Raw genomic sequence first — 19,467 nt, 5'->3', positions numbered from 1 at the left:
CCAACGGAATAATCAAAAAAGACCAGCATTTGCGCTATGCTCACCCGACTTTCTCTGCTCCTTCAATCCTTTATTTTTTGGCTCTTAATTACTTCCGTCTTCGCCCAGCCACCGTCTACCAACCGGGGCGGCAAGGCCGAGACGACTCAGACAGCATCTGGCGTCGGCACGACGGCCTACGGTGTGGTGGTGGGAATTTCGACCTACCAGTTCCTGCCGTCGCTGCGGTTTGCGGACCGGGATGCGCTCGTTTTTGCCGATTACCTCGTCCGGTCGGCGGGCGTACCCGCGTCGCAGGTCGAGACGCTGATCAACCGGCAGGCTACGTTGATCAACCTGACCGACGCCCTGACAACGGTCAAAAAAAAGGTGAAAACCGGTGATCGGGTGTATGTCTATTTTGCCGGACACGGTGACATCGAAACCCGAACCGACAGTGCCGAAAACGCCATGCTGATGCTCTACGGAGCTTCCCGCCAGGACTATAACGCAACGTTTGACAAGTGCTACCTGCGGGAGATGAAACGCTGGCTCGACGAACTAACCGCAGCCGGGGCCGAGGTGGTATTTGTGGCCGATGCCTGCCGGTCGGGGGCGTTTGCGCTGATGGGCGGAAGTGTGGGCCAAAGCCGGACGATGCTGGGTCTGGGCAAGGAGTGGGCGGGGCAGGTCAAAATCCTGTCCTGTGAGCCGGGTGAACTGGCCATCGAAGGGGTTGAATTCGGCAATGGCCGGGGGCTGTTTTCCTACTGCCTGGTCGATGGCCTGATGGGCATGGCCGACAGCGACAAGGATCGTATCGTCACCAAATCGGAACTGGAGGTATACCTGAAAACCACGGTTCCCAAAACCGCCCGACCCCACGTCCAGCATCCGGAACTGCTGGGTGGCGAGGGCGATATGTCCATCGGAACCGTCAATTCCGACTCGTTGCGGGTTTATCAACAGCGCAAAACCCGCGACTATTCCCTGCTGACGGCCACCCAAACCAAGGGCTTTGAAGCCGACCTGCTCCGGGGCCTCGACTCGACCACACAGCGGGTCTATAAGCAGTTTGAGCAGGCCCTCACCGCCCGGCATCTGCTGCACCCCGCCGGGCAGTCGGCACTGGATTACCTGCGGCAACTCCCCGCCCGCAACAACGCTAAATTGCGGGGTCTGATGACGCGAAACCTCGTGGCGGCTTTGCAAGTTCGCACGGAAGGGTTGCTACGGCCTCTGTTGCAGGAGATTCGGCTATATGAACTTCCTGCGTCTATCGCCCAGCTCGACTCCGCCATTGCTGAAATCGATACCTCTATCGTGCTGCTGGGGAATAATCACAACCTGATTCAGAACCTGACAGCCCGGCGATTATTTCTGGAAGGGAAACGGTTGTTGACCACGAAAAGGAATCGGATCGAATTCAACGATAGCCTGACCCTGATGGCTATGAATCGCTTCCGGGAATCGGCTAGATTGGAGCCGAATATGCCGTATACGTATTGGGAAATGAGTATGACAAGTTTTGTTTTAACGCAGCTCGATTCCTCAATGATATATATGGAAAAATGCCTGGAATTATTGCCGAACAGCGTAGCTGTACTAAATTTAATAGGAGAACAGTATTTGACAAGAAATCAATTTAGTAAGGCCAAAAAGTATTATGAACAAGCCCTGAAACTTGATGCTTCCAGTCCCATGAGCCATGCTGGATTAGCTAAATTTTATCATGAATCAAAAGATGAAAAACGTACTGAATTTCATCGGCAAAAAGGAATAGAAGGTTATGAAAGACAGTATAAAGGAAGGCTAAATGAAATACAAACAGCTAAGATTGACATATACCGAAAGATTGGTCAACATGACAAGGCAATCAGTATAGCGCGAGACTTGCTAAAAATGGACTCGACCTATGCTTTTGCACTGGCTGAAATTGGCTTGAACTACTTTATACAGCAAAGATGGAATGAAAGTATTGATGCCTATGAGCGTTATTTTCGACTTAACTCATCCGATGGCCTTTCGCATGCTATGATAGCCTTCGCTTATCTGCGACGATACGAAAAGACCAAACAAACTATGGACAGGCAATGGGCTGATGAAAATTCGCAAGTTAGTTTACGCTTGAATCCGGGAAATCTAATCGGATTGCTAGTGCGCTATGACCTTGAGTTCGAAAACAAGAATTATTCTGCCGCTTTGCTTTTTGCTAAACAAGCGATGTTGATCAATCCATCCTTTGCCAGTTCCCAATTTAGGTTGGGTAGGGTATATTTAGCCCTAAACGATACATTACAAGCCTGGCATTGCTTTCAACTGGCCGACTCGCTGAGTACTGAAGGGGATGATGTATCTGTAGAGCTAGGTAACCTCTATTTTTCTAATAGAAAATATATTGCAGCAGAAAGTATCTATCGCCGGGCCGTTGCTCTGATACCTGATCAGCCGGAAGTTCTGTTAAAGTTAGCTATGACATTGGTAATGGTTGGGCATCATGACGATGAAGCTTTGGCACTTTGTCAACAGGTTCAGAGACTTAACCCCAAAGATGATGCTCAATGGTTTTTAAGAGGTGGAATACTGGCTAAACAAAATAAATATCCAGAGGCTCTTGCCGCCTTTACAGAGGCCATTCGGTTGAATCCTAAAAATGTCCAGGCACTGGCTTTTATGGGAAAAATCCAGAAGATTGTCGGCCAATATCAACCAGCGGCCGAAGCTTACCGCCAAGCCGCTTACGTTGATAGCGCTAACTCCACTTACCCTATTGAAGCGGCCTGGTTATACTACAATAAGCTCAGAAAGAATGACTTGGCTTTTGAAATGTGTAGCCGTGTGCTTGCCATTGATACAGCCGCTTATCCAATAGCTGCACAACGAGACCATAAAGTGATTGAACGCCTGGCGATAGCTTACGCAATTATGGGTCACATTTCTATTGATCGGAACCAGTATGATCAAATTATCCATTGGTACGCGAAAGCAATTGCCACCAAGCCAGAAGGTAGTGATAACGACAATTATCAGTTCCAAATTGGATTAGCTCATATCGATCTGGGTCAACCAGCCAAAGCAATACCTACTTTACAGGAGGCCATTCGGTTGAAGCCATATAATATAGATTACCATAATTTATTAGCTACAGCTCAGGTCCGATCGGGTGATGCCGTCGCAGGTGAAACCGAAGCAAGGGCCGTGCTGCGCATGGACTCGATCAACGTGCGGGCTACGCAGACACTGGCCGTTGCCCTCTTGCGCCAAAACCGGTATGCCGAAGCCTGGCAGTGGGGGCAGCGGCTCGAAAAAATAGCCACGGTCAACCTGTGGGAAGCGCCCTATTTCTACGCCCGCTGGTTTGCCCGGCAAGGCAATACAAAAGAAGCGTTACCCCACTTGGAGAAAGCCTTTAAACAAGGCTTCGGCACCGATGCCAGCGTCATTCTGACCAATCCCGATTTTGATCCCATCAAACCGGACACCGGGTTTATGAACTTGATGCGAACCTATTGCCCGGAAAAGAAATAAAACCGCTACTCTTAACCCATTTCGGCCGTTCGCACCTGTTACTTTTTGCCCGGTTTTCGGAATAACCCACTGAATACGTTCTTTCAACCTAAGTCTTTTTTCTATGGATCTTCGTCAATTTATCCCGTATTCGGTTCTGGCGGTTTTAGCTGCGTTGGTGCTGGCAACGACGCCCGCGCTGGCCCAGACCAAACGCGCCCTCATTGTTGCCATTGGCGACTATCCGAACGAAACCAACAAAAACCGGGGCAACACCGACTGGCCGGATATCAATTCGGCCAACGATGTGTTGCTGATTCAGGGCGCGCTGAAACGGCAAAATTTTACGGACATCGTTGTGCTGCGCGACGCCCAAGCGACCCGGAAAGGTATTCTGGCGGCCGTAGACACCCTGATTGCCCATAGCCAGAAAGGGGATATTGTGGTCATTCATTTCTCCAGCCACGGCCAGCAGATTAATGATAATGACAGCGATGAACTGGATGCCCTCGACGAAGCCATCGTGTGTTACGGCGCACCGAGCGATACGACCGGTGAATTTGCAGCGTATGACGGAAGCCAGCACCTGCGCGATGAAGACCTGGGCGAATCCATCAACCGCCTTCGTACCAAACTGGGGGCCGATGGCGACGTCCTGCTGATTGCTGATGCCTGTCATTCCGGCACCATTACGCGCGGAAACGATGGCCCGTTCCTCTTGCGAGGCAACAAAAAGCCGATGTATCTGGCAAATCATAAAACCAAAACCGCCCCCCCGGTTGCGCCAAAACCGCGCCCTTTTTTGGCTGCGACCTACAACCGCCCCGCCAGCCAGACCGATATGGCACCCTACGTCGTGATCTCGGCAGCCCGGGCCAATGAAGTCAATCAGGAGTGCATTACGGCAACCAAAATGCCCGCCGGATCACTCTCCTACGCGTTCACCCGATCGATGACGAACCTTCGGCCGGGGGAGACCTACCGGTTATTATTCAACCGGATTGTTACGGAGTTGCTGCGCATGGGCAAAAGTCAGCACCCCGAAGTGGAAGGGGATGTGGACCGGCAACTGTTTGGAGGGCAGGTGGTGGAGCAGCAAGCCTATTACACGATCAGCGAAATGGCTGAAAACCGGCGCCAGTTGACCATTCCGGCGGGCCGGTTGGAAATGATTTATCCCGGAACAACCGTCCGCGTTTGCCCGGCCGGAACCCAAAATCCCGCGATGGCTACGAAGGCCGTTTCGGGCACCGTAGCGACCGGTACGCTGTTTTCGACGACCATCAACCTGGCCAAACCGCTTCCTCCGGGTCTGGAGAGTGAATACTGGGTGTTTCTGCAGGAGCGGACTTTTGGCGATCTAACGGTTCGGGTTAGTCTCGACAGCCTGCAGCGACCCGCCTTGCGGCAACAGATGCAGGCTTCATTGGCTAAACTGCCGCTGGTGAAATTTGACCGGACGACGCCCGACTTGCAACTCTGCCAGCGCGATTCCGCGGGATTTTCGCGGGTGGCCGTGAAGCGAATGTCTGATGGAACGCAATTTGGCGACTTGATAAAACTGGATGAACCGGGCGGGGCAGAGAGGGTGAGTCTCCGGATTCAGGATTATGTACAGGCCACATTTCTGCAAAATTTCAATCCATCGTATCCCGGTATCGACGTTCGGATGGAAATCCTTCCCAACAAACCCCAAAGCCGCGACGCCAACGATACCACCAGTCGGCAGCCGTTTCTTCAGAATGGGTTGCTGGCGTTGCCGCCGGGGTGGATTTCGGTGCGCATGATCAATGCCGGCGATTTACCGGTTTATTATTCCGTGATCGACATTCAACCCGACGGCATCGTGTCGGTTATTTTTCCCCGACCAAACACGCCCGATACGCCCGACCAATACCGACTTGAACCGAAGCAAAGCCTGATCATTCCGAGCCGCGTGGCAATTTCTGCGCCCTACGGAAGCGAAACGTTCAAAGTGCTGGCATCCCTCGAAAAATTTGACTTGCGTAATGTCATTAAAATGCGTGAACGGGGCAATTTGAGCATGAGGGGCGTCAAAAATGTGCTGGAACTCCTGTTTGGCCGGGCTCAGGTGATGGCCCGGTCGTCCGTTGCCGAAACCGGGTTCCCCGAAACCACCATCGGATCATTTAGCTACCCTTTCCTGATTGTTCCGAAAAAGCCGTAAGACTGTCTGTCTGAACCACAAAACCGTTTACTTCCCGTCTTTCTCATAAAACCGCCAGGAGGTCTTGAAATCTTTGCTCAGTTTCTGATTGGTCAGAATGGCCCGGATCATTTCGACCGGCATGGCGTTGAGTTGCAAAATGGCGTCGTGGAATTGCTTGTAGGTCATTTTTTTACTGTCCACGAATTCCTTTTTCAGGCCGTAAAACTGAAAACCGCCCGTCATGTAAGCCAGTTGGTAGAGCGGGGGATAACCGCCCACGAACGACCGGCGCACTTCGCCCTCGGCATTAGCCCGCTCGTGGCCAACCCGGTCCACCAGAAAGTCGATGCACTGCTGCGGGGACCATTTGCCGAGGTGGTAATTGAGCGAAAAAATGATGCGGGCGCAGCGGTGCATCCGCCAGAACAACATCCCGATCCGGTCTTCGGGCGACTGCGGAAACTTCATGTCCCACAGAATCATTTCCCAATACAAGGCCCAGCCCTCCGTCCAGAAGGGTGTGTCGAAATTGCGGTAGGTCTTATAGCGGTTGTTCATAAACCCCTGGAGATGGTGTCCGGCAATCAGTTCGTGGTGAACCGTCGAGCGCGAAAAGTGCGGATTGTTGCCCCGCATACTCATCAGCTTATCCTCGTGCTCCATGGTGTTCGTCGGATACGAAATCAGGATGGATTCGCCCCCCAGAAAGAACGGTGACACCTTCTGCCGGGCGGCTGCCATCATGTTCATTCGCCAGGTTTCTTCGGCGATGGGCGGAATGGTCACCAGGTCGTTTTTTTTCAGGAACGCAATGGATTCATCATACAGCCGTAAGATCAGTTCAGGCTGTTTGCCAGCCGGAACGGCGGTATTTTTGACTTTTTCCTGAGCGGCTTTCCAGTCCGCGCCAAACCCCATCTCCTGCGAAGCTTTCAGCAACTCCCGGTCGCACCACGCAAATTCGCGGTTGGCAATGTCGATCAGTTCTTCCGGCGAATACGGAATGAGTTCAAACTGAAGCTGCCGGAGCAGTTCTTCACGACCCACGGCAATGCCCGAAATACCGCTGCCGTCGTCTTTGGTCGGCGCGGCCTCTCTGACTTTTTTGGTCAGCAAAGCCGTATAGGTTGTCAACAGACTATCGGTTTTTCGGTACGGTTCGGGCACCCACCAGCTAAATTGCGGGTCGTAGGCGTTGTAGAACGTAAAGACGCTTTTCAGGGCAGCCTGCAAGCCTTTGGCGGTTCCTTCGGCGCGTCGGGCCTGCGCCGGTTCGATCTTTTCGGTTTTCTCCACCACCTTCCGAACCGTGATGATCTGTTTTCCAATGGCGTTCAGGTCCGCAGCCACCTGCTCGGCCACCAGCGGCATTCCGCGCCGACGGAGTTTTTCCAGCGCGTAGATTTTGTCCGCAAACGGAAACCAGTCTTTGGTCTGGTTAACCTCGCGTTCTTCGTCTGCTAATTCCTGAAGCGCTTTCTTCAGGTTGCGTTGAAACAGCAGGTAATCCACCCGGCTGTCGGTGCTCATCCGGTCGAAATCCAGTTGCTGCAATTGCCGCAGGTAATCAGCATGAAACGTCTTGAAACGCTCCCGCCGTTCGGGCGAATTTTCAAGGGTGTAAAACCGGCTGAGACTGCCCCGATCGGCTTCGTAGTTCGTCAGCAGATGATGAACATCGCTCGTTTGCCGGTATAATCCGTTCGCCGGATTCGGTTGAGCGAATGCCACCAGTGGGCCGACAAAAAGCAGGAAGGAAAGGAAAGAACGGGTAAACGGTGGTTTCATGGACGGTTTCATCGGTGGTTTCAATTCACTAAAGTAGTTATTGTATAATAAAAACCGGAAAATATTCGGCCAAAAACGATTTTTGCCAACTATTCTGTAACTTTTAGGCCTGTTAACCTGAACAACCTGCTCATCTATGAAACACAACTCCGTTTGCTCAGTGCTTTGGCTGGCGTTGAGTCTGACCGCGGCACAGGCCCAAAAATTTACCGGTTTTACCCCCGCTCGTCAGGCCACTGAGGAAAAAGCGGAAGCCGAATTCAAGAAACACCAGTCGTCGGCAGCTTTTAAAAAGCACCTCGAAATGCTGAGCAGCGTGCCCCACGTGGCCGGAACGCCCGAAAATGAGAAAGTTCGGGACTATATCGCCGAAACCATGCGGAAAGCGGGCTGGCAGGTCGATATTTACCCGCACGACATTTATTTACCCAAAGGTCCGGGCGAAATTGCCGTCGAACTGGTAGAACCCATTCGCCAGCCGCTGAACATTCGGGAGTATCTTTTTGCGGAGGACAAATACGCCAAAGACCCGCGCCTGATGCCGGGCTGGAATGCCTATTCCGGTTCGGGCGACGTCACGGCGGAAATCGTTTACGCCAACTACGGACGCAAGGAAGACTTCGAGCAACTGAAGGCAATGGGTATTTCGGTGCAGGGAAAAATCGTCATGGCGCGTTATGGCGGTAATTTCCGGGGCTACAAAGCCCTGTTTGCCCAGGCCGCCGGAGCTGCCGGGGTGATCATTTACACCGATCCGGCCGACAACGGCTACACCAAAGGTTTGACGTTTCCGGAAGGACCGCAACCCAGCGAGAGCGTCATTCAGCGCGGATCGTTGCTGACGGTTCCGTACACCGGCGACCCGCTGACGCCCGGCGAACCCGCGTTGCCGATCGACGGAAAAACCAAAATCAAACGGCTCGATCCGAAGGATGTTGCCCTGCACACCATTCCGGTGACGCCCATTCCGTACGGTTCGGCCACCGAAATTCTGAAACGCATGACGGGCAGCAAGGCCGTTCCGACGGGCTGGCAGGGCGGTTTGCCGTTTACGTACCGTCTGGAAGGCGGTTCGGCCCTGAAAGTGCGGCTGATGGTGAAGCAGGAAAAAGCCATCACCCGAATTTATGAAGTGGTTGGAACAATGGTTGGAACGGAATTTCCCGACGAATGGATCATTGCCGGGTGCCATTACGACGCCTGGTCGTTCGGGGCTACCGATCCCAACAGCGGCACGGCGATGTTGCTGAGTCTGACCGAATCGTTGGGCAAACTGGCAAAAACCGGTCAAAAACCCCGGCGAACGATCAAAATAGCGCACTGGGATGCCGAAGAGTTCGGCGTTATCGGCTCGGCGGAATGGGCGGAGCAGTTTCGGGATGAACTGACGCAGAAAGCCGTTGCCTACATGAATTACGATGCTGCCGTGTCGGGCCGGAATTTCGGAGCCAGCGCGTCGCCGTCCCTGAAAAAGATTCTGATTGAAGCCACGCAGGCTGTTCAATATCCTGATTCCAACAAAACCGTCTATGAGCATTGGCTGGGGCAGGGCGGTCGTCGGGGTGGCAGCACGGTTGGCATTGCTTCATCAGCACCGGCTACGGTCGTCAACGAGCCGGTCATCGGCAACCTGGGTGGTGGTTCGGATCACATTGCGCCCTACATGCACGTCGGCATTCCGTCGCTGAACGCCGGAACGGGTGGCCCGACGCTCTACCATTCGTCCTACGACGACCTGTTTTTCTACGATAAATTTGCCGATCCGACCTACAAAATGGGGCCGATGGTGGAGCAGGTGGTGGGAACCATGACGCTGCGCCTGGCGAATGCCGACGTGCTGCCCTATGATCTGGTGCGCTACGCCAACGATCTGTCGACGCATTTGAAAGCCGCCGAAAAAGCCATCAAAGCGTATTCGCCGACCTATTCCATCGAACCGTTGCTGACAGCGGTGGTCGATCTGAAAAAGAATGCCGAAGCGGCCGAAACCGCCCGCCAGAATTATTTACAGGCGGGTCGCACCGATAAACTGGCGGAACTGAACAAAACCATGCGCCAACTGGAACAGTCGTTCATCGACCCCAAAGGCATGGCATTCGGATCGTGGTATCGCTCGTTGTATGCTTCTTCAGATCCGAACAGCGGGTATGCGTCGTGGATGCTGCCGGGCCTGCTCTACGAAGCGTCGCTGAAATCGACCGCCAACCTGCCCGATCTGGAATCCCGCTACAAGAAAGCCATCCAAACCCTGAGCGACCGGTTGGGAACGCTGGTGGAAGGCATGGCTTCGGGCAATCCGGCGACCCTGGGCGGAGGGAAAAAATAGCGGTTTTTGGTACCTTCGGGCAGTTGAGGAGATTTTTGATTGCCCGAAGGCATCTGCCACTAACCCGACCCGTTACCATGACCTTTTTCAGTGTTCGAACCGTGATTCTTATCGGTTCATTTTGTGCGTCTTTCGTTGGATTTGCCCAAAACCAACCCATTATTCTCCGAAACCAGCGGGAGCTGTTTGTCGACGATTACCTGATCGACACACGCACCAACCTGGAACTGCGTCTGGGAACTCCGGTTTCGGCCGGAAAAGTGCTGCAATTTACCGAACCCTGGGAAGGACAGTTTTGTACGTACGTGTCCGTTGTGAACGCCGGTGACCGCTTTCAGCTATATTACCGGGGGCTGGCCGGCTATGAAGGCAAAGGTGATCAGCAGGTTACGTGTTACGCTGAAAGTCAGGACGGTATTCACTGGATGAAACCGAAACTGAAGCTTTTCAAGGTGAACGGCACGCTGGAGAACAACGTGGCGCTGGGCGACAATCCTCAGCGGAGTACGCATAATCTGGCGGTGCTTTACGACAACCGGCCCGGTGTTCCGGCCGACGAACGGTACAAAGCTGTTGGCGGAGAGTCGAACACCAAAATTCCGTCCAGCGGGCTGTTCCGGTATGTTTCGCCGGATGGCATTCACTGGAAACGCTACGCCAGGGATACCGCGGCTTTGTTCCATGATTATGCACTGGACTCCCAGAATGTACTGACGTGGGTGCCTGAGGAAAAAGTTTACGCTATCTACCTCCGCGCCTGGACGGGTGGAAAACCGGGTGAACTGTATCCCATTGGCGGCATTCGGTCCATTGCCCGGTCCACGTCCCGCGATTTCATCCATTGGTCAAAACCGGAAATGATGACCTTCGGCGACACCGCACGGGAACATCTGTACACCAACACCACACAACCCTATTTCAGAGCACCCCAGCTTCTGATTTCCATGCCTTTCCGCTTTTCACCCCAGTTAAAAGTGCTTTCGGATGCACAGTTGATCGAAAACGGGACTGACAAAACCCAGTGGAAGGGCGTTGCCGATGGCGTTTTTATGACTTCCAGGGGCGGAACAGTTTACAACCGGAAATTCATGGAGTCGTTTGTCCGGCCGGGTTCCGAGCAGAAAAACTGGGGAGCGCGGAGTAACATTCCGGCGATGGGCGTCATTGCAACCGGTCCAGCCGAAATGTCATTTTTCGTCACCCGGGCCTACGGCACCAAGGCGGTTTTTCTGGAGCGCATGACCCTGCGTACGGACGGTTTTGCTTCCCTGCATGGCGGTTATACAGAAGGAAGCGTCGTGACGAAACCGCTTGTTCTTCAGGGAAATAACCTGGTCGCTAATTACGCAACTTCGTCGGTGGGTTACGTGAAAGTGGCGGTTTTGGATGATAATGGCAAGGCCATTGCCGGTTTTGAAGAGTCGGAATTGTTGGTCGGCGATCAAATCGATGGCCTGGTAAGCTGGAAAAACGGCAAAACCGTCAAAGAACTGGGCGATCGGAAAATTCGGTTGAAATTCAACGTTCGGGATGCTGATCTGTATTCCTTCGCCATCCGTTGACCCGGCGGGCATTGCTTGTCCGGCGAATGTCTGAGCAACGGAAAGTATTCTATCTTTGCAGATCAACTTCCTGAATCCCATGAAACACCTGATTCGACACACGTTCGACCGTGTCACGTATTGTCTATTCTTCGCAACGCTTCTCCTTCCGTCCGTTCGGGCGCAAACCAACGCCACCGGTCCGGCCACGGCGGCCATTCTGAGTCGCTGGGAAAAGCAGGTGACGCCCGAAAACGCCTGGCGCGACTACCCCCGACCGCAACTGACACGGGCCAACTGGCAGAACCTGAACGGAATGTGGGAATACGCCATCCGGCCCAAAACTGAAAGTCAACCTTCCAATTTCGACGGGCAAATTCTGGTGCCCTTCTGCGTGGAATCGACGCTTTCAAAGGTTACGAAATCACTGAAATCCGACCAGCGGCTGTGGTATCGCCGGAATGTGACGATCCCCACCGACTGGAACGGGCAGCGGGTGTTGCTGCACTTCGGCGCGGTGGATTATGAATGCAATCTGTGGGTCAACGGCGGATTGGTTGGATCACACGTCGGCGGCTCGGATGCGTTTGAGTTCGATATTACGGATTTTCTGAAATCGGGTCAGAATCAACTGGTTCTGGGCGTGACGGACCCCACCACCGACGGCGAACAACCGCGTGGCAAGCAGGTTTTTAATCCCAATGGCATCTGGTATACCCCGGTGTCAGGCATCTGGCAAACGGTCTGGCTCGAACCGGTTCCCAACCCCGCTTACATTGAAGAAGTTCGGCTTACGCCGGAACTGGATTCCAGCCGGTTGCGCGTGGAAGTGCTGTTAAACCGCCCCATCACCAGCCCAACGAGCGCCATCCGGCTGACGGCGCTGGACGGAACCCAAACCGTTGCGAGCCTCTTGGTTCGGTCGGGACGGGTGGCCTATTTGCCCATCAAAAACCCCAAGGTCTGGTCGCCCGACAGTCCGTTTCTCTACAATTTCAAGGCGGAACTGGTGACGGTGAAAGACCCCTTTCCCGGAACCGAAAACCGCAACCGCCCGCGCCACAACGACGCCGAACGGTCGGCTTATGCCAAAGCCGAGGTAACGGGCAACGCCGTCGATGCCATAACGAGTTATTTTGCGATGCGGAAAATGTCAATGGGGCCGGGAAAAATCGCCGGGCAGCCCATGATGTTGCTGAATAACAAACCGGTATTCCAGAACGGCCCGCTCGATCAGGGCTGGTGGCCGGGGAGTTTGCTGACGCCCCCGTCGGATGAAGCGATGATTTTTGAGCTGGATTTTCTGAAAAAGTCCGGGTTCAACATGCTGCGGAAACACATCAAGGTGGAACCCGACCGGTATTATTACCACTGCGACCGCCTGGGTTTGCTGGTCTGGCAGGACATGCCGTCCGGTTTTTTGAGCGGCCAGGACATGGGCCGCCAGGAGGTCGTCGAACCGTTGCGCCGGTCGAAAGGCAAGGAGCAGTTTGAACTGGAACTGCGCCGGATGATGAACCGGCTGCACAATCACCCCAGCATTGTGACCTGGGTGGTACACAACGAAGGCTGGGGGCAGTACGACAACGTTCGGCTGGCGGATTGGGTGAAGGCACTCGATCCCAGTCGGTTGGTGAATGCCGCCAGCGGCTGGTCGGACCTGGGCGCGGGCGATTTTTTCGACATTCATACGTATGAAGAAGTGCCGAATATTCCGGAGCCCAAAAAAGACCGCGTCATTGTCGTTGGTGAGTTTGGAGGCATCGGCTGGCCGATCACCGGGCATTTGTGGGACCCCAACAAACGGAACTGGGGGTATCAGACGTATCAGGATAAGGATGCGGTTTTGAAGGCGTATCGCACCAAATACGCCAAAATGGTGGAAATGTACCAGAAAAATGGCGTTTCCGCAGCGGTGTATACCCAGACGACGGATGTGGAAGGCGAGGTCAACGGGTTGCTAACCTACGACCGGGAAATCATCAAGATTCCGATAGAAACACTGCGGGAAATTCACGCGCCCCTGTTCAAATGAAAGCGGTTTTCTAAACCGGTCAAAAGATAGATACGGGTTCGTCGGATTTTGAGTCAACAGAAACAGGCCTGCAACGGGCAGCATCCACTGGATGCCGCCCGTTACAGGCCTGTTTCTGTTGCTGCGCAGACGTATCGTCTTAGTAACTTCCAAAATGGGCTGGATTGCGTGCCCATTTTGATCGAAACCACCAGCTTCGTAACCGGTACAATCTGATTATCAGTCCGTAAATTCTTGTTTCGGAACGCTTTCCATCCGTTTTCGGTCAAAATTTTGTCGTTTCCTTGCGTATATAAATAAAAAACGATTACTTGCTTGTAACTACAAACAACTATTTCGATGAAGACACGATTTCTACTTCTGTTTTCTTTCATCCTGTTCAGCCTGGTGGGATCGGCGCAGGATTTGGATTGGAATACCTTTCCGGATGGCTCGCTCAATCATACCTATCCGACGGTTGGCAATGCTCCGGTCAGTGTGGGAGTTGAGACGACCGGCAGTACGTCGTCGCTCAATGCGAATGAACCCAACGGCCGTCCGACGGGCCTGCGGCTTGCGGCTGATTTTCCCGCCAGCGGCAATTGTGTTTCGGTGAAAATTACGTTTTCGCAGCCCGTCAGTAACCTGAATTTCAATCTGATCGATATTGATTACGCAGATGGGGATAGTGACTATCAGGACGTTGTAACGGTTTCGGGTAGCAACGGGGGAACACCGGTTAGTCCGAGTATTGGGTCGGCGGCTACCAACACGGTCAGCGGCAATACCGTCACGGGAACGAACAGTGACGTTGCTTTAGCCCAGAATCTGGTCACGTTCAGCAGCCCGGTCACCGAAGTAACCATTCAGTACTGCGCCGGACCGGCTTTTGCTCTTCCCGAATCGCAGGAAATTTACATTGGCGACTTTACCTGGGACGATGCTGCGGCCATGCCGGTGCGGCTGGCGTCGTTCAGTGGCAAGCGGGTCGAGCACCAGATGCTGCTGGGCTGGCAAACCACCTTCGAATCCAACAGTGCTTATTTTGTCGTGGAACGCAGCACCGACGCTCAATCCTTTGAAGCCATTGGGCGAGTCGTTTCCAAAGGGTTCTCCGAATCGATGCAGGTATACGGTTTTACGGATGAAGCTCCGCAAAAGGGAACGAATTATTACCGCTTGCGGCAGGTCGACCGCGACGGCCGGTTTGCATTATCGAAAATCCTGGGGCTGACGTACGATGCCGACGGCTTCTATTTTGAGGTACTGGCGCTGGAACGGGGCCGGATCGAAGTGAAAACCAATGCGCCGGACCCCGCGTTTGCGGTGGTGGATATACGGGGCATTGGCAACCTGGGTTCGGTTGAAAAAGTGGGCGCAACGCGGTATGTTTTGCAGGTAACGCCCTCGGGTCTGGTTACACCGGCCCTGAAAATCGTCCAGATGCGAACGAACCAGTTCGGCTACGCCAAACGCGTGCTGCTGAATGAATAACTTGAATTAATGTTTATTTGTGTATACCAGACACCCTGCCGGTTTTGCTGACAGGGTGTTTTTATGCGTATTGCTCAAGGGCTGGTGTGAACGCCGAAACACGACCGGAGAATCGCGTCGAACGTGGCTCCGTAGGTTTCCTGATCCGGGAGGTTCACTTCTACTTTCCGGGTGAGGGGCGCCCGGCTGAAAATGAAGACCTTTTCTTTGGGGAGATCGGCGGGAAGGTAGGGCGAATGGGTGGTGATGAGGCAGTCCTGCCGGATGGTTTCCGCGTGATCGCTGCGCTTTCCGTCCGACGTCGGCAATTCCCGCAGCCGATCCATCAGGTTCATTCGCCAGACCGGATTAAAGTGCGATTCGGGTTCGTCCAGCAAGAAGAGGACATTCGAAAACGAAATCATGCTGAAGGTGCCCAGAAGCTGGGCCAGTTGATGTTCGCCGTCGGAAAGAGACACATAATCGACAATAGCGGTATGATTCCGGGCGTGGAAGTTCACCCGTTCAAAACGGAAAACCTTGTCTTCATCCTGCGGCTCCGGCAACCGCGAGGCAAACCGACGCGCTTTGGTTTCCTTGCTAAACCGTTCGCGGGCGTGTTTGGGAATCACGAGATCATTCAGCATGGCGAGCTTGTGAAATGCCGAATACAGGTCGAAGGCGGTTTTCCAGAAAAACCGAAAGGCGGTTTTGGTTTCGGTATCGACCAGAAAATCAAAGGTGTAGGTTTCGGTTTTGTCATCGTACTGGTAGCAGGTGGCACAGCGTTGCAGTCGGGTCAGGTATTCTTCGAGTTCATCCGTGAGCTGAATGCCTTTTCGTTTCGACTGCTTGCCCGCGCGGGCCGGTGCACGGGGAGCTGCTCCGTGGGCCAGTTGAATGCTGCATCGAAAGGAATGGAGGTCGTCCAGGTGGGCGTGTTTCAGCAGGGCGGAACGCTGTTCATCACTGCCCAGCAGCAGATTGGCAACCAGCACTTCCAGGTGCGTTCCGTAGTCGATCAGCATCAGGCGTGTATCCTGAATACCGGTTGGCGGGGTGGCACGGTCGATCGCGCTCTCGCGTACTTCCTCCGCATACCCACTCCGGCTGAGCAGGAAAGGCAAACTCAGCGTCTCGTTATCCCCGGACGAATACCCAACCACCTTGCCGGGTAGCAATTCCTTCGTTTCGGGCGCGGTCAGTTCGCAGTTTATCCAGGCTCCGTCCACTAGCTTCCGAATCGTCACCACCGGACGGCGTTTGGTTTGCGCCCGGCGCGAAATCCGGACGTGAACCGTTGCCGGGCTGCCGTGGGGGCGGATCAGGTAGTCGACTTCGAACTGCAAACCGGGGTTTCCTTCAATGCGTTCTTCCTGACACACCACGGCATGAAAGGCCGACTGAAACATTTCGGCCAGCACCTGGAGCAACTGCGACTTGCCGGTTCCGTTGGCACCCAGCAGACACAGGGGAGTGAAAGTTGTTTGCTCATCCATTTGAGAGCGCAACGAAAGGTCGAGTCCATCGAGCAGTCCGCCACACGTATCGGCTGAAATGATGTGAATGCGTAAAAGCTTCATGGGTTTATCCGGATCAGGGTCATGGCCTGTTTTTCGGGGTCAAAGACCTGTTTCAGTGCCGGTTGTTTTTCGGAGAGAAGCGTAAAAACCGCTTCTTTCAAGGCATCGTATTCAACGGCGAGCTGACGGCGCAGTTCGTCGAACGTAAACGGTCCATCCGGCAGGAAGCGAATGGATTCCAGCACGGTTTCGGGTGAGAGTGGGGTCATTCTGGGTTTTCGGGTACGTTTGGGCAAGGGCGTCGTCTGGAATCGGGCGGTTTTGTCGGCCTGCATGCGCTGGAGAAGCAAGCCAGTGGGTTCATCTTCCGGATCTTGCGGGACCAAGTGTCCGCGAAAGGCGCTATCCAGGGTGGCGGCCGGCAACCGCTCAATTTTTGCCCGGGCCGCCACGCAGCGGGCTTCCAGGGCATCGGCATACGCAAACAGGGCGTCTACCCGGCGGACAATTTCGTGCTGCTCGGCAACGGGCGGCACCGGAAACCTGAAATGGCGGCATTGGGAAAGCGAAATGTTGATCTGCCCCGCCGACCCGCGCGTCTCGTGCAGGATGGACGCCAGGTTATCACCTTTGCAAAGCAGGTAATACAGCCAGCCGCTTGTGATTCGCGGGCCAGGCCGGAAGAGCGTCAGGGCCTGGTTGATGTTCCATTCGGGATAGGTATCGGGCACGATGGCAACCTTCCCCAGCGGTGGCCCCACGATGTTCATCAGCACATCCCCCGGCACGGTTTGCGACCTTTTCAGGGCCTTGTCGTGCGATGCCGTCGAAATGAACTGCGGTCTGGAAGTGAAGTCAATCGACTGATTGACAATATTATAAACCTTTAAAAACGGAATATTGGGGTGGTCGAGGAAACCTTCTGCGGGGGTACCGCCGTTTTGAACTTTCGCGCAAACCGCGTCTGCCCGCTCCAGTGTCCAGTCCGAAAGGTCTTTTCCGCGCCATTTCTCTGTGAGTTTTCCGGAAATAGCCGCCGATAGAATCGACTGGCGCAGGTTTTTCAGCAGGCCCAGCACGCGGTCCAGACGGTCGCGGCAGGCTTCGATTCGGGCGAGAGTAGCCCCGATTTTGTTCACAATCCGGTGCTGCTCCCGGAGCGGGGCAATCAAAACCGGCAAGGTGGCTACTCGCTTGGGTTGCGCCCGGGTGAGCGACCCCCCAACGCCCGTGACCCCCCGGCAAATCAGTTCGCGGAAAACCGGCGTGCTGAAATAATACCGTAAAAAATCAGGCGATAAAACCGGTAACCGCACCACAATCCATTCGGACGATGCAATTTGCCGGAACTCGCCTTTCGGCATCACCCGCCAGACGCGGTTGATCCGGGGGTTGATCTTGCAGATCAGAATGTCGTCGGGCTCTACCAGTTGTTTGACGGAACCAATGGCCGCGCCGGGGAGCCGTTCAGGCTGACGGGTTGGAAAGGCCGGTACGCTGTAGAGTTCAAAAATGACATCGGGTTGACTGGCCGGGTTGATCACCAGCGACGCGAATTCGTTGATTGCGCCCAGATCGACCCTGGTCCAGCCCTGTGGTACGTCGCTCATACCTCCACCTCCTCTCCCAACTCCTCCATGATTTCCCGCAATTCTTCCAGCGCCCCCTCCAGTTCTTCCATCACTTCCAACGCCAGCACGCCCGGTTCCGGCAGTTCTTCACTTTCGTCCTTGAGCCACGAAATATCCAGGTTGTCGTTGTGCTGCGCGATCCACTCGCGGCTAAACCGGCGGAAGCGGTTGGTGATGCCGGTATCGTCCCGTCGCCGGGACAGAGCCTCCGGACGCCCCAGCGGATCGTCGCCAAAGGCGGCTTCAAATTCGGAAAAGTGGTTCCGGGTCAGGAGCGTGCGTTTTCCGTATTGCGGCATGTTCGCCCGCAAATCATACACCCAGACTTCTTTCGTATTACCCTGATCGGTGTGGCCTCTTGTGAAGAAAATCACGCAGGTTTTTACGCCCTGGGCATAAAAAATGCCCGTCGGCAGACGCAAAATGGTGTGGAGATTGCATTTATCCATTAAATCGGCCCGAATCTGTTTTCCGATGTTGCCTTCGAAAAGCGCGTTGTCGGGCAATACGACGGCAGCCCGGCCACCCGGTTTGAGGCCCCGGTAAATGTGCTGTAAAAAACAGAACTGCTTGTTGCTGGTCGGGTAGGGGAGATCGGTGCGCTCGGGCAATCCCCCGCCTTTTTTGTTGCCAAAAGGCGGATTGGAGAGAATCAACGTGGCCCCCGGCAGCTTCTGACCGTCGGGCGACAGCGTATCGCCGTAATGAACACCACCCGCATCGGGGTTGAAATCAATACCGTGGAGAAATAGATTCATGAGTGCCAGTCGATGCGTATCCTGCACATGTTCCATGCCAAAAAAAGTCCGGGTGCGGTATTTTTCAAGCTGGTTTTTGTTCCAGTTTTCCGGATTCTGGTGTTCACGAATGTAATGATTGGCTGCGATCAGGAAACCGCCCGTTCCGGCCGCCGGATCCTGAATCAGATCGTCCAGCGTGGGTTTCATCACCGTCACCAGGCTGTCGATCAGCGAGCGGGTGGTGAAATACTGACCAGCTCCCGACTTCTTTTCGTTCGCGCTCTTTTCCAGCAGTCCTTCGTAAATGTCCCCCAGATCTTCCCGGCCGGCATTGTACCAGGCTAGTTTATCGATTCCATCTACCAGCGCGGAGAGAGTCGCTGGTTTTTTGATGACCGAGCTGGCATTGCTGAAGATTTCCTTCACAATCTGCTCCCCGTGTGCGCCCAGGTGAATCAGGGTAATTTTATAGGCTTCAAGTCGTTCCGGTTTTGGTTTGGCAATCAGGTTGTCCCAGCGGTGGCCCTTCGGAATCTGCCCTTCTGTACCGGTTTCCTTCGCCATCTTGAAAAAGAGCAGGTAGGTCAGCTCAGTAACGTATTGGTGATACGTCACGCCATCGTCTTTCAGCACATTACAGAGATTCCAGAGCCGGGCGATGATGTCGTTGGAAATAGGTTTCATAGAGTCGTTTTCCGGTTTGTGGGGCCGGAACTAAAAAGCCGGTTAGGCTGCGAAACCGCAGGGGTTAAAATGGATCAATGGCCCAATCTAA

At 54.2% G+C, this 19,467-nt stretch carries 10 protein-coding genes; 6 read left to right on the top strand and 4 right to left on the bottom strand.

Annotation, left to right across the window (positions count from 1 at the left end):
- Positions 1–36 precede the first annotated feature (36 nt).
- Positions 37–3,507, top strand: a complete 3,471-nt coding sequence (locus tag F0P93_RS26940; protein WP_150880876.1) for a tetratricopeptide repeat protein — start codon at positions 37–39, stop codon at positions 3,505–3,507.
- Positions 3,508–3,610: 103 nt separating this feature from the next.
- The gene (locus F0P93_RS26935) at positions 3,611–5,674 is read left to right on the top strand and encodes a caspase family protein (protein ID WP_150880874.1); all 2,064 of its coding nucleotides are present in this window, start codon (positions 3,611–3,613) and stop codon (positions 5,672–5,674) included.
- A 27-nt stretch (positions 5,675–5,701) separates the two neighbouring features.
- Here F0P93_RS26935 and F0P93_RS26930 read toward each other — a convergent pair whose 3' ends face one another.
- Positions 5,702–7,444, bottom strand: coding sequence for a DUF885 family protein (locus F0P93_RS26930; RefSeq protein WP_150880872.1), 1,743 nt, complete (start codon positions 7,442–7,444; stop codon positions 5,702–5,704).
- Positions 7,445–7,580: 136 nt separating this feature from the next.
- On the opposite strand from F0P93_RS26930, the gene F0P93_RS26925 reads away from it, so the two are divergent.
- The 4 genes from F0P93_RS26925 (at position 7,581) to F0P93_RS26910 (ending at position 14,819) form a co-directional block, all read left to right on the top strand.
- Positions 7,581–9,770 carry a M28 family peptidase gene (locus F0P93_RS26925; protein ID WP_150880870.1) on the top strand — a complete coding sequence of 730 codons (2,190 nt, stop codon included), beginning with the start codon at positions 7,581–7,583 and terminating at the stop codon, positions 9,768–9,770.
- A gap of 77 nt (positions 9,771–9,847) precedes the next feature.
- Complete coding sequence (locus F0P93_RS26920; RefSeq protein ID WP_150880869.1) at positions 9,848–11,332, top strand: glycoside hydrolase family protein; 1,485 nt, start codon at positions 9,848–9,850, stop codon at positions 11,330–11,332.
- Between the two features lie 79 nt (positions 11,333–11,411).
- On the top strand, positions 11,412–13,346 hold the full coding sequence (locus F0P93_RS26915) for a glycoside hydrolase family 2 protein (RefSeq protein WP_225309662.1): 1,935 nt from the start codon (positions 11,412–11,414) through the stop codon (positions 13,344–13,346).
- Between the two features lie 339 nt (positions 13,347–13,685).
- Complete coding sequence (locus F0P93_RS26910) at positions 13,686–14,819, top strand: hypothetical protein (protein WP_150880867.1); 1,134 nt, start codon at positions 13,686–13,688, stop codon at positions 14,817–14,819.
- Positions 14,820–14,893: 74 nt separating this feature from the next.
- Here F0P93_RS26910 and F0P93_RS26905 read toward each other — a convergent pair whose 3' ends face one another.
- The 3 genes from F0P93_RS26905 to F0P93_RS26895 are packed head-to-tail and all read right to left on the bottom strand — an operon-like array spanning position 14,894 to position 19,376.
- Entirely contained in the window at positions 14,894–16,381 is a 1,488-nt protein-coding gene (locus tag F0P93_RS26905; RefSeq protein ID WP_150880865.1) for a restriction system-associated AAA family ATPase, read from the bottom strand.
- Positions 16,378–17,931: a restriction endonuclease subunit S gene (locus F0P93_RS26900; RefSeq protein WP_150880863.1), complete on the bottom strand. Its 1,554-nt coding sequence runs from the start codon at positions 17,929–17,931 to the stop codon at positions 16,378–16,380. The genes F0P93_RS26905 and F0P93_RS26900 overlap by 4 nt, the downstream gene beginning before the upstream one ends.
- On the bottom strand, positions 17,928–19,376 hold the full coding sequence (locus F0P93_RS26895; protein WP_150880861.1) for a class I SAM-dependent DNA methyltransferase: 1,449 nt from the start codon (positions 19,374–19,376) through the stop codon (positions 17,928–17,930). The genes F0P93_RS26900 and F0P93_RS26895 overlap by 4 nt, the downstream gene beginning before the upstream one ends.
- Positions 19,377–19,467 lie beyond the last annotated feature (91 nt).

It is taken from the genome of Larkinella humicola, assembly GCF_008727875.1.
Classification (GTDB): domain Bacteria; phylum Bacteroidota; class Bacteroidia; order Cytophagales; family Spirosomataceae; genus Larkinella; species Larkinella humicola.
The sequence above is the reverse complement of the archived record's forward strand: the minus strand, read 5'-3'. Positions and strand labels throughout refer to the sequence as shown.

Coding starts and splice junctions, on each gene's coding strand:
- F0P93_RS26900 (WP_150880863.1), bottom strand. CDS start 17,931: ATGAGCGACGTACCACAGGGCTGGACCAGGGTCGATCTGGGCGCAATC.
- F0P93_RS26915 (WP_225309662.1), top strand. CDS start 11,412: ATGAAACACCTGATTCGACACACGTTCGACCGTGTCACGTATTGTCTA.
- F0P93_RS26930 (WP_150880872.1), bottom strand. CDS start 7,444: ATGAAACCACCGTTTACCCGTTCTTTCCTTTCCTTCCTGCTTTTTGTC.
- F0P93_RS26910 (WP_150880867.1), top strand. CDS start 13,686: ATGAAGACACGATTTCTACTTCTGTTTTCTTTCATCCTGTTCAGCCTG.
- F0P93_RS26920 (WP_150880869.1), top strand. CDS start 9,848: ATGACCTTTTTCAGTGTTCGAACCGTGATTCTTATCGGTTCATTTTGT.
- F0P93_RS26925 (WP_150880870.1), top strand. CDS start 7,581: ATGAAACACAACTCCGTTTGCTCAGTGCTTTGGCTGGCGTTGAGTCTG.
- F0P93_RS26905 (WP_150880865.1), bottom strand. CDS start 16,381: ATGAAGCTTTTACGCATTCACATCATTTCAGCCGATACGTGTGGCGGA.
- F0P93_RS26940 (WP_150880876.1), top strand. CDS start 37: ATGCTCACCCGACTTTCTCTGCTCCTTCAATCCTTTATTTTTTGGCTC.
- F0P93_RS26895 (WP_150880861.1), bottom strand. CDS start 19,376: ATGAAACCTATTTCCAACGACATCATCGCCCGGCTCTGGAATCTCTGT.
- F0P93_RS26935 (WP_150880874.1), top strand. CDS start 3,611: ATGGATCTTCGTCAATTTATCCCGTATTCGGTTCTGGCGGTTTTAGCT.